The organism is Salibacter sp. (assembly GCF_031581065.1).
GTDB lineage: Bacteria > Bacteroidota > Bacteroidia > Flavobacteriales_G > Salibacteraceae > Salibacter.
In genome coordinates, this window is sequence record NZ_JAVLBN010000050.1 from 1 (window position 1) to 13561 (window position 13561).

Consider the following 13561-nt stretch of genomic DNA (forward strand, 5'->3'; position numbering starts at 1 on the left):
GTAACATTGAGTAATTTGGAGAAAAAAGCGCGGGGAAGTGGCGTGCAATTAACGTTGAAATTTTAGTGGATCGTGCTTACAGCACTTCATGTATAATTTCATTGTTAAATACTCTGGGCTAAAACCCAGAGTTCTATTCCTCTAAGTGCCGTAGGTACGGTGCACATTTAAAAGCAACTTACTTTAGTAATTCCCGGGCATTTTGAACAGCAGCTTCTCCCCTCTCTTCACCACTCAGCATCGAAGCTATTTCATCGACACGATCATTCTCACTCAATAACTTGAGCTGGGACTTTGTGAGTCCGCCCTCTTCGTATTTGAAAACCCGATAATGCTGATTTCCCTGTCCTGCTACCTGGGGCAAATGGGTAATCGCAAAAACCTGCATATTTTGGGCTAAATCCCGAAGCATTTTACCGAGCATTCCGGCTATCTTTCCTGAAACGCCCGTATCGATTTCGTCAAAAATAATCGTGGGTAGATTTTTGTGCTGACTCAAAATATATTTCAACGCCAACATCAACCTGGAAAGTTCACCACCACTGGCTGCTTTACTGATTTCCCGTTTTGGCATTCCGGCATTGGCAGAGAAAAGAAAAGTAAGCTCGTCAATCCCTTTTGGCCCCGGGTTCTCCTGGATCTGACAATCAATTTCAAACTCAGCTTTTTCCATGCCCAATTTTCGAAGCAACTCCTCAACCTTTTGTCCAAGAGGCTTCAATGCATCATTCCGTGCTTTTGATAGCTGTTGTGCTCTTTTTATAAGTTCGTCTTCCTCCAATTGAATTTTATTGGTCAAATCCTCAATTTCATCACTCAACGAACCCATTTTTTCGAGCTTATCAGACAAATTGCTTTTCAACTCATCCAGCTCACTAACCGATTGAACATTGTGCTTGTGCATCAATCTGTTCACCTCATCCATTCGTTCGCGAATAACTTCGAGTCGTTCAGGGTCGAGATCCACATTTTCAGATTCACTGGATAATTCCTGTGCAATATCTTCGAGTTCAATTAAGCTGCTGTTCAGTCTTTCGAAAAGTTCAGCCGGTTTGTCACCAAACTCTTTGATTTCACCCAACAGTTGCTTCACTTCTCTCAATCGCTCCAATGCATTTCCATCTCCCTCACTCAATCCGGCACTGCTTTCGTAAAAAGCGCGTTTGATATCCTCAGCATTTTCCAGTAGTTGTAAATCGCTTTCATCCTGTTCGTGTTGCTCTGCAGACAAATCCACTTTTTCTAGTTCATCAAACTGAAACTGGAAATAATCCTCCTGAGCTCGCGCTTCTTTTTCCTGTTCCTGCAATTCATTCAACCTGGTCAGATCCTGTTTCCAGCCATCGTAAACCGCCTCATATTCGCGAACCGGGTCTGCTATGCCGGCAAAACGATCTACCAGATCGAGCTGGAAATCAGATTGCTGAATGGATAACGTTTGGTGTTGTGCGTGCACATCGATCAACCTGGAACTGAGTTCTTTTACAACATTCAGCTTAACAGGCGTATCGTTCACAAAAGCACGACTTTTCCCTGAAGGTGTGATTTCTCTCCGCACGATAGTAAGCGGTTCAAAATCGAGATTGTGCATCTCAAAAAACGGTTTTAATCCGTAATTTTTGATGTCGAACTCCGCTTCAATAATTGCTTTTTGTTCTTTTACATTCAGAACCGAAAGATCAGCTCTTTCACCGAGAACAAGTCCCAGAGCGCCCAGGATAATGGACTTCCCCGCTCCCGTTTCTCCGGTGAGCACGACAAAACCATTTTCAAAGGCAACATCGAGTTCCTCAATGATGGCGTAGTTCGATATTTTGAGATGTGACAGCACGATTGCGAAATTAGGAATATTCCCTCAACAAAAGCTCAAAGCTCATCTACAGGAATTTTTTCCTGATTGACGTTTCACTTACCTTTGAAATTCGCAAGTGAATAAAATAACAACCGCTATGAACAACAATTTTACTATCATGACAATCGCTTTGCTGTGTGGCGTGTTTTCGGTTCTGACCGTAAATGCACAGGAAGTTGATGAATACCAGCACCAGTACTACATTTACAACAATGCAGGAAGAAGTGTAAAAGTTTTCATCCACAACAAGGAACAAAGCGGTGAGCCTTTTAAAGAAAAAGAGGTGAAAGTAAAACGAGGCGATACGCTATTTCTCGCTAATTTCATGAAAAGTGACCCCAATATTCATCCGCGTGAACAATTCAATTTTTACATTGTAAAATGGAGTTGGTTCAAAACAAAAAAGTACGAGGCGTACCTCAATGTAGAGCGCAAAAAAGTGGGCAGTGACGCGGTAAATTACTACATCCAAATTATGGGCAAAAAGGAGAAAGCAAAAGAACGATTCAACAACAATTAGTTTGTTTGCTTGTATAATTTTGAAACTTGATAAACTCGAAATAAATAAAACAGAATATGGCAGATATTAAAAAAGTTGCAGTTATTGGTGCCGGAACGATGGGAAACGGCATCGCACACGTTTTTGCACAAACCGGCTATGCGGTTTCACTGATCGATATTTCGCAGGATTCGCTCGATAAAGGAATCGCGACTATCACGAAAAACCTCGATCGCATGATCAAAAAGGAAAAGATCAGCGAGAGTGATAAGGAATCAACACTGGGAAATATCACGACTTTCACCAATACGGCTGAAGGTGCTAAAGGTGTTGATTTGGTTGTGGAAGCTGCTACTGAAAATATTGAATTGAAGTTCAAAATATTCAAAGAATTGAGTGAAGTAACAGATGACAATGTAATCCTGGCATCGAATACTTCATCAATCTCGATCACAAAAATTGCGGCTCAAACGAACCGACCTGATAAAGTAATCGGAATGCACTTCATGAATCCGGTTCCGATTATGAAACTGGTTGAAGTGATTCGCGGTTATGCTACATCAGACGAGGTGACAAATCTCATCATGGATCTTTCGAAAAAACTCGGTAAAACGCCAACTGAAGTAAACGATTATCCCGGTTTTGTAGCGAACCGTATCTTGATGCCGATGATCAACGAAGCGATTATCTCACTTCACGAAGGTGTTGCAGGTGTTGAGGAAATCGATACTGTGATGAAACTCGGAATGGCACATCCAATGGGTCCACTCCAACTAGCAGACTTTATCGGTCTTGATGTTTGCCTCAGTATCCTCAACGTGATGTACGAAGGATTCGGTAATCCAAAATACGCACCTTGTCCGCTCCTCGTGAACATGGTAACTGCCGGCAAGTTCGGTGTAAAATCCGGTGAAGGCTTTTACGACTGGAGTCACGGGACAAAAGAACTCGTGGTTTCTGATTCTTTTAAGTAATCGGGAGTGATATTATTGAATAGTAAAAAAGCCGCGTTATTGCGGCTTTTTTACTATTCATCAAGAAATACTTCTTTTATTATCTTTTTGCAGTCTTCTATTTCTTTTTCAGATATCTTACCTGCAATCTTTAATATTCGTTTTTTATCAACTGTTCTAATTTGGTCAATTGCAGCCTGACCAACTTTTCCATTTGAACTAGTAAGACTTAGTCTTGTAGGATAAGGCTTGATTCTCGTGGTCATTGGTGCTACAACAATAGTTTTCAAAGACTTATTCATCTCATAAGGAGATACAACAAGACAGGGTCTGGTCTTTTTAATTTCACTACCAACTGTAGGGTCAAGACTTACTATTACAACCTGATATTGGTTTATGACCATTCCTCAAAATCTTCGTCCTCAAACACATCATCAATCAATAGATTATCATCTCCCTGTTTATGCATCTCTTCAAAGGCTTTTTCCCAACCCTCACGTGGCTTTTTCTTAGGTTTCAATACTATATGTCCTTTCTTAAAGATGAGTTCGACTTTATCTTCAATATGATATTGTTTAAGGAGTTCCTTAGATAATCGAATACCTTTTGAGTTTCCTATTTTGATTACTGATACTTCCATAATTATAGATGTACTTACAAAGTTATTACTTTTAAACGAATTTCAAATTTTAAAGTTTTACAGACTCTTTATCAACTTTCCCTATCTTAGCTGAGCTATGAAAAAGCTCAATTTTTTCTGGAACCAACTCACTTCTACCTTTTGGTTTGTTCCTTCTCTCATCATAGTTGGAACGATAGCTATAGCGATCATTTCGATTTACATTGATGGTATTGTCGAAATATCGCATCGTGGTATAGGCCGCTACTTATTTATCGATAGTGCCGACTCTGCAAGGAGCATTCTCACCACCATTTCAGGAGCGATGATTGGAGTTGCCGGAACTGTTTTTTCGATTACACTCGTTGCCCTTACACTTGCTTCTTCACAATTTGGACCACGACTCATCAAAAACTTCATGTACGACCGACTCAACCAGGTTGTGCTGGGTTCTTACGTTGCAACTTACATCTACTGCCTCATTGTCCTCAATACGATCAAAGAAAACGGTGATATGGACTTCCTTCCCTCTATCTCCATTTTGTTATCTCTCTTTGCTTCGCTTTCCAATATCATCCTGCTCATCGTTTTTATTCACCACATCGCAACCACAATACAGGCCGATAAAGTCATCTCTGATATTTCCGAGTCTCTCAATAAAAACCTCAATGTTTTATTCCCTGAAAAAATTGGTGAGGAACACGGTGAAGATCACGAACCAAAAGAACAGGAAATCAAAGAATCTTACTCGAATAAGACTAAAATTAAAGCGCCTAAAAGCGGCTATTTACAATACATCAACAACGATTCACTTTTACAAAAGGTCAATGACATGAGCGGACTCATTGAACTGCATTACAGACCAGGTGACTATATCGTTTTCAGTGTTGAAGCTGCCACTATCTTCACTAACAAAGAACTCTCAGATGAGCAAATCAATTTTTTCACCAATCAAATTATTATCAGTGAAACCCGAAACAAGTACCAGGACGCTGGAGCACTCCATCCACCAAATGGTTGAAATAGCGGTCAGAGCCCTTTCACCGGGTGTCAACGATCCGTACACAGCTATTTCCTGTATTGATAACCTCACTTCTACCATGTGTTATTTGACAACTGTGAAGTTCCCTTCAAAATATCGTTACAATGAAGATGGAGATCTCCGTGTAATTGCCGATGCGCTCACTTACGAAGGCATGTTAGATGCAGCTTTTAATCAAATAAGACAATTCGCAAGTGGTAGTCCGTCAGTTGTGATCCGATTACTGGAAGCACTTATCACCATCCATGAATTCACCCACAGACCTTACTACAAAAGAGCTGTCAAAATCCACGCAAAAATGGTTTTGAACATGGCCTCAGATTCATTTGACGAACACAATGACTTCATTGACGTCAAAAAGCGGAGTCAGCTGATTTTTGGTGATGGATCTGACCAGTAACCTTCATCACTTTGAGTTCCTGAGTATGTATCTATTTTCGCAGCCAATTATCGCTCTATGGAAAATGTAAAGCTGGGATTAAAAGAGAATTGGAAGCAATTTACGCTTCTTGTCATTATAAATGGCTTTGTAGGCGGAATGGTTGGCCTGGAGCGCAGCATTTTACCAAAAGTTGCTGAGGCAGAATTTGGAATCGCAGCCAAAACAGCCATCCTTTCTTTCATTGCTGTATTTGGAGTTGTCAAGTCAGTTTCCAACTACTACGCTGGGGCGCTGGCCAACAAAACAGGACGCAAAAAACTGCTCACTTTGGGTTGGATTTTCGCTATTCCGGTTCCATTCATTCTCATGTTTGCTGATAACTGGAACTGGATTATCGCTGCAAATATCTTCCTGGGCATAAACCAGGGACTCGCCTGGAGCAGTACGGTTGTCATGAAAATCGACCTCGTGGGAGAAAAGAACCGCGGATTGGCAATGGGATTAAATGAATCTGCGGGATACGTAGCTGTTGCACTGGTGGCGATGCTTACAGGGTTTATTGCTTCCAATTACGGAATCAGGCCCTACCCTTTTTATATCGGGATTGGGTTAATAGCACTCGGACTTTTCAGTAGTGTTTTTCTAATAAAAGACACGAAGCATCACGTAGCCAAAGAAACAGCTAAAAGCAATTTCCCCAGACTCAAAAACATCTTTGCTGACACCACACTTTTCAACAAAAACCTGAGTTCCATCACACAAGCCGGAGTAGTCAACAACCTCAACGATGGCATGATGTGGGGACTTTTCCCAATTCTTCTATCTGCCAGGAATTTCACATTAGCTGAGATCGGGATTATCACGGCTATTTACCCGGGAGTTTGGGGATTTGGACAGCTCGTTACAGGGAGATTAGGAGATATGTTTCACAAAAAGCGCATTCTTTTCCTTGGCATGTTGCTCCAGGCTGCTGCGCTACTCGGTTTGTTTTGGTCAGATCTCTACGCTGAATTCGTCATTTACTCAATCATTTTGGGGGCCGGAACAGCTCTCGTTTACCCCAACTTCATGGCTGCCATTGCCGATTTTACTCATCCTACAGATCGTCCTAAAAGTATTGGTGTATTCAGACTATGGCGCGACATGGGCTACGCAATTGGTGCAATACTAACAGGATTTATTGCTGATTACCTGGGCTCTGAATATGCGATTTTAATCATTGGCGGACTCACACTAATCTCTGCATTGATTATTCAGTTTAGAATGGCGGGGAAGTAAATTATACTCTTTCGTTACGCTCAAGAGTGATGTAAAGAAATATGCTCTCTCTTCGTTCGAGCGAAATACAACTTTTCTAAAGTTCGAAACTTTAGAAAAATTGTAGTTGTGTTCAAACTACCAAACCTCAATCCTACTTAAACAAAAAAAGGCTTTCCCGATTTTCGAGAAAGCCTTTTCTTTTTCAAAACTGTACAACTTCACATCGATTCAGCATCTGTTATTTTGAGTCGCTGAATTTTAGAAATTGGTCCGGGACAGTAGTTTTCATGACAGTTGACGCAGGAACGAACAGCGTGGTTGTACGCTTTAACATCGCCTGTTTCTACTGTCTTTTTCATTTCAGTGAGAAACGCCTGAGCCATTCCGTCAAAGGTTTCGCCACTCGCATCCTCATCGGTGCGTTGAGCGGTGTAAATCGCTTCCCAGTTCCAATTGATAGAATCTGGAATGGATTCACCTTTTTCGAGTTTTTCGCGAATCATAGCGAGTTGATCGTGCTTGTTCTTCATCCACGCTGCTAACTCACTTTCTTTGCGCATAACTCCGCCACCTTTTGACTCATCTGGCTGTTGTTTATTTTCAACTTTTGCCGAGTCGGTAGGCTGATTTTGGCTCTGACCGTCACCTGATTGCGAATTGCCGCAGCTAAACGACCACAGCACTACAATTCCCGGTATTATGTATTTTAAAAACGTGCGCATTACTCAACAACCACTCCGTTTGCCTGGAATGCTAGTGTCACTTTTGGCTCGATGATTTTCTCGAGTGAATCAGCTGGTGCACCGGCATCCTGAGCGTAGTGCTTCAATTGTTTTACGCTGATTGTATCGTAATAAACTTTTCCGTCAATAGTTGTTTTGTGATCTGCACTGTTGAGTGGCACAAAGAATTCGTAATCCTTGAAACGAACCATCATTTCTTCGCTTTCTCCAACCTGCATGCGCATCCAGCAACCTTTCTTTTGGCAAACTTCTTTGATATTACCTTTTACTGTTGCTGACATTGAGTCACCATCAAAGGATTGAAGTTTTTGCGCTAACTCATCAGTTGAGATCGCTTTAGACTGATCAAATTCTGCACCGGCCATGTATGGATACTCAACTTCTTCAGTTGTTTCTTTAGAATCTTCAGTCTTTTCCTCCACCATAGCGCTATCGGCTTTTTGGTCAGATCCTTTTTCGTTAGATTTTTCTTTGTTTGCGTTGCCTCCGCACGATACGATGGCAAAAACTGTTGCGGCTAAGATTAACTTGTTCATGTTCTTAAATATTTATCCAATCGATTTCTTTTCGTAGCAAATTTAATGTTTCTTCTTCGTTTGATTGTGGTTCAGGTACTACATTGTATTCCCACGAAGCCAATTTTGGCAAACTCATCAGGATGCTTTCAATCCTACCGGAGGTGTCGAGTCCGAATTTTGTGCCTTTATCGTACACGAGATTGAACTCCACGTATCGTCCTCTGCGCAAGAGTTGCCACTGCTTTTCATCTTCGCCATAAGGCTTCTTAGCTCCTTGTTTCATGAACTTCGTATAAACGGGAGCAAAAAGCTTTCCTACATCGCGTACATAATTGAAAATATCACGTTTAGAGTGCTCTTTATCTTCTTTCATTTTGTCAAAAAAGATTCCGCCCACACCACGGGTTTCGTCTCTATGCTTGATAAAGAAGTAGTCATCAGCCCATTTTTTGTGCTCAGGGTAATAATTCGCATCGTAGCGATCACAAACTTCTTTGATTTGCTTATGGAAAAAACGAGCCTGCTCTTTGTCAATGTAGTGCGGAGTGAGGTCGATGCCACCGCCAAACCAATACGTTTCTCCGCTGATTTCAAAATAGCGGGTGTTCATATGAATAATCGGAACCCAGGGGTTGATCGGGTGAATTACGATGCTGATTCCTGTAGCGTAAAAGTCTTGTCCCTCAACTCCTAGTGCTTCTTTGATTTTTGAAGGTAACTCACCGTGAACAGCACTGAAGTTCACTCCGCCTTTTTCGATGATATTTCCATCTCGAATAATGCGTGTACGACCTCCACCACCTCCCGGTCGATCCCAGTTATCTTCGTGAAACTTTGCTTTTCCGTCAGTCTGCTCGAGTTGCTGACAAATATCGTCTTGCAGCTCTCTGAACCAATCTGCAATTTCTTCTTTCTGTGGCATTAATGCACTCTATCTTTTTCGTAATTCTTGTAGCGGAAAATATATATCGCCTGGTTTTCGTAGCCAGATTCAGCTCCCAGTTTAACAAAGTTGAATTTGACACTCAACCCGTTTTTATTCGATTTTTCAAGGTGGCTTAACATGTACGGACCGTATTCATCTAACAATGTGATGAAGTAATGGCTTACGTCATATCCCAGTAGCGCAAATTCATCAGGATCAACACCGTACAATTTGCGATAATCTTTCAGAACGCTTATGACAGCCGGAGAATCGTACTCTAAGTAGCGAGGAGTGGGAATGTGAATATCCAGGTTCTGATAAGAAGTGATTTCCAGGTTATCATAACCGGCCCATTCATTCAAACCAAAAATGGTAAATGTTACACCTTTATCTGAGAGGTAAAGGTCATTCAATGATGTAATGAACTGACTGATATAAGCCTGCTCTTTGCTGGGAACAAATAGTGTGTAATGAGTAGAATCCTTAAACGTGGTGAATATTCGACTTTTTGAAGGTGTGTAAGCCGACATCTCCATTACACTATCATGCCCGAGCTGACCAACACACTGGTTGATATGTTTGCGTGCAATTTTGACGAGATTTCGGTCACTGAAACGTGAAGAGTTCCACAACACGAGATTTGAATCTGAATGTGTATTTCCAATATACTGAGCCAAACGAACCATTTGCGCTCCAGATCCCGGATGTACTTTCACGACATTATCCTTACTCAACAAAAACTTTGATGAAATAGGCACCGGAGAAACCATCGGGATGTTGAGAGTGTCGTAATGCTTGACGAGCCACTCAAAATTGGATCTGAACATTGGTCCTATAACCAGATCGTATAGAAGCGTATCATTTTCAACTTTAGATTTAAGCGTGTCAACCTCTCCTCCGGTATCGTAAACGTGAATATTTGCTGAAACTCCACGTTCATTGAGCGTGTCAACAGCCATTTTCAATCCGCGATAAAAGTTGAGCGCAATCTTAGAAGTGTTGTCGATCATGAGTTCTTTTACATCAGAACCGAGTGAATCGAGTGTATCGGCCTGCCATAATTTTAATGGCAGAAATACAGCAATCTCGAAGGGTTTTGTCTGCACCCAGTTGACTTCTTTGAGGCTATCCTGAATAATGCTGTCCTGCTTTTCAAACTCAGCAAATTTTGGATTTGATTTAGGAATGCGGATGGTTGTTCCAACTTTTAAACCTTCCTGCAAGCCGTCATTGATAATCTGAATGGAATCAATTGAAACATCGTATTCCTTGCTCAGCGAGTAAAGTGTTTCTTTCGGCTGAACAATGTGCAACCTTAGTGAATCTTCACGTGGTTTTTCGAGCTCTTCGGTCTCAATAGATTTACCCGATTTATACGGAATCTTCACTGTCATTCCCGTTTCCAGGCCTTCCTTTTCTACAATCGGGTTGATCTTTAGGATTTGATCAATCCCCAGTCCGTATTTTTTTGAAAGCGAATAAAGTGTCTCTTTTTTCACCACTTTATGGAAAATCGTATCGCCAGAGATGGATACATCACTCTTCTTGAACTCACGCCTGTCCACCTCATCTTTCGGAATCAAAACACTCTGCCCAATTTTCAACCCTTCGATATCCAGTTCGGGATTTGCTTTTTTGATCTCCGCAACGTCAATCGCATATTTTTTTGAAATGGCATACAGCGTTTGCCCACTTTTCACGATGTGCACGTAGTACTTATCGCCATCCACTTTCACCGTTTCAGGCGTTTGCTGAGCTTTACACGACTGGGTGGAAAGCACAAGAAAAAGCGATAAAAAAATGATATTCAGCAGCTTACTCATAATCTTATTTTTAACGGTCAGAGCCCGAATTGGCTTACTCCCATTCTATCGTAGCGGGAGGCTTGGAGCTAATATCGTAAACAACGCGGTTAATTCCCTTAACATTGTTGATTATTTTATTCGAAATGCGTGCCAAAAACTCATAGGGCAAATGTACCCAATCGGCAGTCATTCCATCAATACTCTCTACAGCCCTTAAAGCTACAGCATTTTCGTAAGTCCGCTCGTCACCCATTACACCAACACTTTGTACCGGTAATAAAATAGCTCCTGCCTGCCACACATCATCGTACAATCCTTCATCTTTCAAACCCTGAATGAAATAGTGATCCACTTCCTGCAAAATCTTCACTTTTTCTTCCGTGATATCACCAAGGATACGAATCGCTAATCCCGGACCCGGGAACGGATGACGACCGAGTAAATTCTCAGGCAAGCCCATTTCACGTCCTACTCTGCGCACTTCGTCTTTGAATAATGTGTTGAGCGGCTCTACCACTTTCAACTTCATGAAATCCGGTAATCCGCCAACGTTGTGGTGCGACTTAATCGTGGCACTTGGTCCCTTAACCGATTTTGATTCTATTACATCAGGGTAAATTGTTCCCTGTCCGAGCCAGGTAACATCCTCAATTTGATGTGCTTCGTCATCAAACACCTCGATGAACATATTCCCAATGATCTTGCGTTTTTCTTCAGGATCTGAAACTCCTTCCAGTTTTTCGTAAAAACGCTTGCTCGAATCTACTCCTTTAATGTTCAGACCCAATTCCTTGTAGTCTTCCAGCACATTTTCAAATTCGTTTTTGCGCAACAGGCCGTTATCCACAAAAATGCAGTACAGGTTTTTGCCAATCGCCTTGTGAAGAAGCGTTGCTGCAACGGATGAATCCACACCGCCAGATAAGCCCATTACAACTTTGTCATTGCCAACCTTGTCTTTCAGGATCTGAACAGTTTCCTCTACAAATGAAGCCGGTGTCCAGTCTTGCGCCACATTGCAGATATCGACCAAAAAATTCTTCAATAACGTTTTACCGTCAACAGAGTGCGATACCTCAGGGTGAAACTGAATTCCGAACGTTTGTTCGTTCTCAAATGCAAAACCACCAACTTTCACATCAGGCGTGCTGCAAATGATCTCCACCTCATCTGGCAATTCCTGAATCGTGTCACCGTGCGACATCCACACCTGTGATTCGAGCGGAATGTCTTTTAGCAGTGGGCTCTGATCGTGAATAAACGACAAGTTGGCACGACCATACTCACGCGTTGAGGATTTCGCCACGCTACCCCCATTGTTGTGGGCTAACCATTGCGCCCCGTAGCAAACAGCGAGAAGCGGCTTTTTGCCTCTTATTTCGGTCAGATCCGGTAGCGGAGCCTCGTCATCGAGCACAGAAAACGGGCTACCCGAAAGGATTACACCCTTTACCGATTCATCGAGAGCCGGGAAGTCATTAAACGGATGAATTTCACAATAAACATTGAGTTCGCGAATTCTGCGCGCGATGAGCTGCGTGTACTGCGAACCAAAATCGAGAATGAGTATCTTTTCCTGCATGTGCAAAAGTATATTTTTCAATTTTCAGACCACATGGTATAGGGGCGCAAAATTTTGCGCCCCTATACCATGTGGTTTTGAATGAACAGGGGAAATGGTTAGGTTTGAGAAAGGAACCTCAATCATATCAAAATGACTAACCATCGTAAGAAATTCAAAGATGAAACCAACAGATTAAAAAACTGGGATTACGGATCTAATGCTGCCTATTTTGTAACAATTTGTACTGCAGATAGAAACCATTTTTTTGGAGAAATTAAGAATACTAAAATGTATCTTTCTGATATTGGTCAGGTTGCCAATCAATACTGGTCTGAGATTCCCGATCATTTTCCATTTGTCAAATTAGATGCATTTGTCATCATGCCTGATCATATTCACGGTATCATCATTATCGACAAACAAATACATCCTAATGATAGTGTTATTCAACCAAACAAATTCGGACCACAATCGCAGAATTTAGGTTCTATTGTTCGGGGTTTTAAAACAGGTGTGACAAAATATGCCAGAATGAATGACATCGAATTCAAATGGCAATCCCGGTACCATGATCACATCATTAGAAATGAAAAATCTTTTTACAGAATTAGAAAATATATAATTGATAATCCGAAAAATTGGTGATCGGTTTGGTCTGTTGTAGGGGGATTATCTGTGGGCCGCAAAATTTTGCGGCCCACTACAAACATTGTTTCACTAAACGGTAAAACGCAAATCCTTTTCTCGATTTTATCGCTTTGCCGTCTTTTTCAATTCTCCACTTGTGGTGAATTTTTTGTGGTGCATCATAATCAGTAAGTTGAATAACATTATCATCGAGTTCCCAACTACCTGATGTGGTAATTTTATTATGAACATCAGAATGATCGCGGTATTCAAAAGTTTGATCTTCGTTCAAAACCAAAACCACCTTTGACTCTACACAACAACCTCCGTAAGTTCCGGATACATCTTTCTCAGAACCGATACTAAAAGAAAAGTGAATTGCAACGAGAAAGAAAATACTTAAAAACGAACTTAATAACTTCATAGTATTCAAAATTAGATTATTGTAAAGGTAGGTTATTTCTTTCATTGATATTGTAAATTGATTAGATTCTTAAGAACTAAAATAAACCTAAACGATCATAGTAGCTATTACATAACATATGTATTGGTTTTGCCTATTGCTTTACAAACTTTATAATTTCTGTAAAATGTTGATTTTCTATTTTTAAATAGTAAATGCCTTGATTTAATCTTTTTATATTTATTCCATTATTATCATTGAGTAATCCTTTAGCTAAGATTTTTCCGGCTATGCTATAAATTTCAAATTGAGTCTCTCCAGTAATATCAGTGTTACTAACAAATAACCTATCAGAAGTAGGATTAGGAT

16 protein-coding genes are annotated in these 13561 nt (G+C 41.0%); 6 read left to right on the forward strand and 10 right to left on the reverse strand.

Features of this window, described 5'->3' with window-relative positions:
• Window positions 1-178 precede the first annotated feature (178 nt).
• Window positions 179-1831, reverse strand: a complete 1653-nt coding sequence (recN, locus tag RI557_RS09980; protein ID WP_310668440.1) for a DNA repair protein RecN — start codon at window positions 1829-1831, stop codon at window positions 179-181.
• Window positions 1832-1949: 118 nt separating this feature from the next.
• Here recN and RI557_RS09985 point away from each other — a divergent pair, with 118 nt between their 5' ends.
• Together RI557_RS09985 and RI557_RS09990 are read left to right on the forward strand one after the other, a co-directional pair.
• Window positions 1950-2372, forward strand: coding sequence for a hypothetical protein (locus RI557_RS09985; RefSeq protein WP_310683550.1), 423 nt, complete (start codon window positions 1950-1952; stop codon window positions 2370-2372).
• Window positions 2373-2437: 65 nt separating this feature from the next.
• Entirely contained in the window at window positions 2438-3325 is an 888-nt protein-coding gene (locus RI557_RS09990; RefSeq protein ID WP_310683572.1) for a 3-hydroxybutyryl-CoA dehydrogenase, read from the forward strand.
• A 53-nt stretch (window positions 3326-3378) separates the two neighbouring features.
• On the opposite strand, the gene RI557_RS09995 is transcribed toward RI557_RS09990, so the two are convergent.
• Together RI557_RS09995 and RI557_RS10000 are read right to left on the reverse strand one after the other, a co-directional pair.
• Window positions 3379-3708, reverse strand: coding sequence for a type II toxin-antitoxin system PemK/MazF family toxin (locus tag RI557_RS09995; RefSeq protein WP_310668438.1), 330 nt, complete (start codon window positions 3706-3708; stop codon window positions 3379-3381).
• Window positions 3699-3944, reverse strand: coding sequence for an AbrB/MazE/SpoVT family DNA-binding domain-containing protein (locus RI557_RS10000; RefSeq protein ID WP_310668437.1), 246 nt, complete (start codon window positions 3942-3944; stop codon window positions 3699-3701). The genes RI557_RS09995 and RI557_RS10000 overlap by 10 nt, the downstream gene beginning before the upstream one ends.
• Window positions 3945-4041: 97 nt before the next feature.
• Here RI557_RS10000 and RI557_RS10005 point away from each other — a divergent pair, with 97 nt between their 5' ends.
• From RI557_RS10005 to RI557_RS10015, 3 genes are read left to right on the forward strand one after another with little or no spacing between them, the layout of a single operon-like run.
• Window positions 4042-4944, forward strand: coding sequence for a DUF2254 domain-containing protein (locus RI557_RS10005; RefSeq protein WP_310683552.1), 903 nt, complete (start codon window positions 4042-4044; stop codon window positions 4942-4944).
• Complete coding sequence (locus RI557_RS10010; protein WP_310683554.1) at window positions 4889-5365, forward strand: DUF2254 family protein; 477 nt, start codon at window positions 4889-4891, stop codon at window positions 5363-5365. Before RI557_RS10005 ends, RI557_RS10010 begins: the two co-directional genes overlap by 56 nt.
• Before the next feature lie 57 nt (window positions 5366-5422).
• Window positions 5423-6625: an MFS transporter gene (locus RI557_RS10015; RefSeq protein ID WP_310683556.1), complete on the forward strand. Its 1203-nt coding sequence runs from the start codon at window positions 5423-5425 to the stop codon at window positions 6623-6625.
• 200 nt (window positions 6626-6825) lie between these two features.
• Here RI557_RS10015 and RI557_RS10020 read toward each other — a convergent pair whose 3' ends face one another.
• The 5 genes from RI557_RS10020 to guaA are packed head-to-tail and all read right to left on the reverse strand — an operon-like array spanning window position 6826 to window position 12180.
• Window positions 6826-7329, reverse strand: a complete 504-nt coding sequence (locus RI557_RS10020; protein WP_310683558.1) for a hypothetical protein — start codon at window positions 7327-7329, stop codon at window positions 6826-6828.
• The gene (locus RI557_RS10025; protein ID WP_310668433.1) at window positions 7329-7886 is read right to left on the reverse strand and encodes a DUF4920 domain-containing protein; all 558 of its coding nucleotides are present in this window, start codon (window positions 7884-7886) and stop codon (window positions 7329-7331) included. The genes RI557_RS10020 and RI557_RS10025 overlap by 1 nt, the downstream gene beginning before the upstream one ends.
• A gap of 4 nt (window positions 7887-7890) precedes the next feature.
• Window positions 7891-8790: an oxygen-dependent coproporphyrinogen oxidase gene (hemF, locus tag RI557_RS10030; RefSeq protein WP_310683560.1), complete on the reverse strand. Its 900-nt coding sequence runs from the start codon at window positions 8788-8790 to the stop codon at window positions 7891-7893.
• Window positions 8790-10616, reverse strand: coding sequence for a LysM peptidoglycan-binding domain-containing protein (locus RI557_RS10035; protein ID WP_310683565.1), 1827 nt, complete (start codon window positions 10614-10616; stop codon window positions 8790-8792). Before RI557_RS10035 ends, hemF begins: the two co-directional genes overlap by 1 nt.
• A 34-nt stretch (window positions 10617-10650) precedes the next feature.
• Window positions 10651-12180, reverse strand: coding sequence for a glutamine-hydrolyzing GMP synthase (guaA, locus tag RI557_RS10040; RefSeq protein WP_310668430.1), 1530 nt, complete (start codon window positions 12178-12180; stop codon window positions 10651-10653).
• Window positions 12181-12312: 132 nt separating this feature from the next.
• On the opposite strand from guaA, the gene RI557_RS10045 reads away from it, so the two are divergent.
• On the forward strand, window positions 12313-12807 hold the full coding sequence (locus RI557_RS10045; protein ID WP_310668429.1) for a transposase: 495 nt from the start codon (window positions 12313-12315) through the stop codon (window positions 12805-12807).
• A gap of 55 nt (window positions 12808-12862) precedes the next feature.
• On the opposite strand, the gene RI557_RS10050 is transcribed toward RI557_RS10045, so the two are convergent.
• Window positions 12863-13213 carry a DUF5004 domain-containing protein gene (locus tag RI557_RS10050; protein ID WP_310683568.1) on the reverse strand — a complete coding sequence of 117 codons (351 nt, stop codon included), beginning with the start codon at window positions 13211-13213 and terminating at the stop codon, window positions 12863-12865.
• A 133-nt stretch (window positions 13214-13346) separates the two neighbouring features.
• Window positions 13347-13561: T9SS type A sorting domain-containing protein (locus RI557_RS10055; protein WP_310683570.1), on the reverse strand; the 215-nt coding region annotated here is incomplete at its 5' end.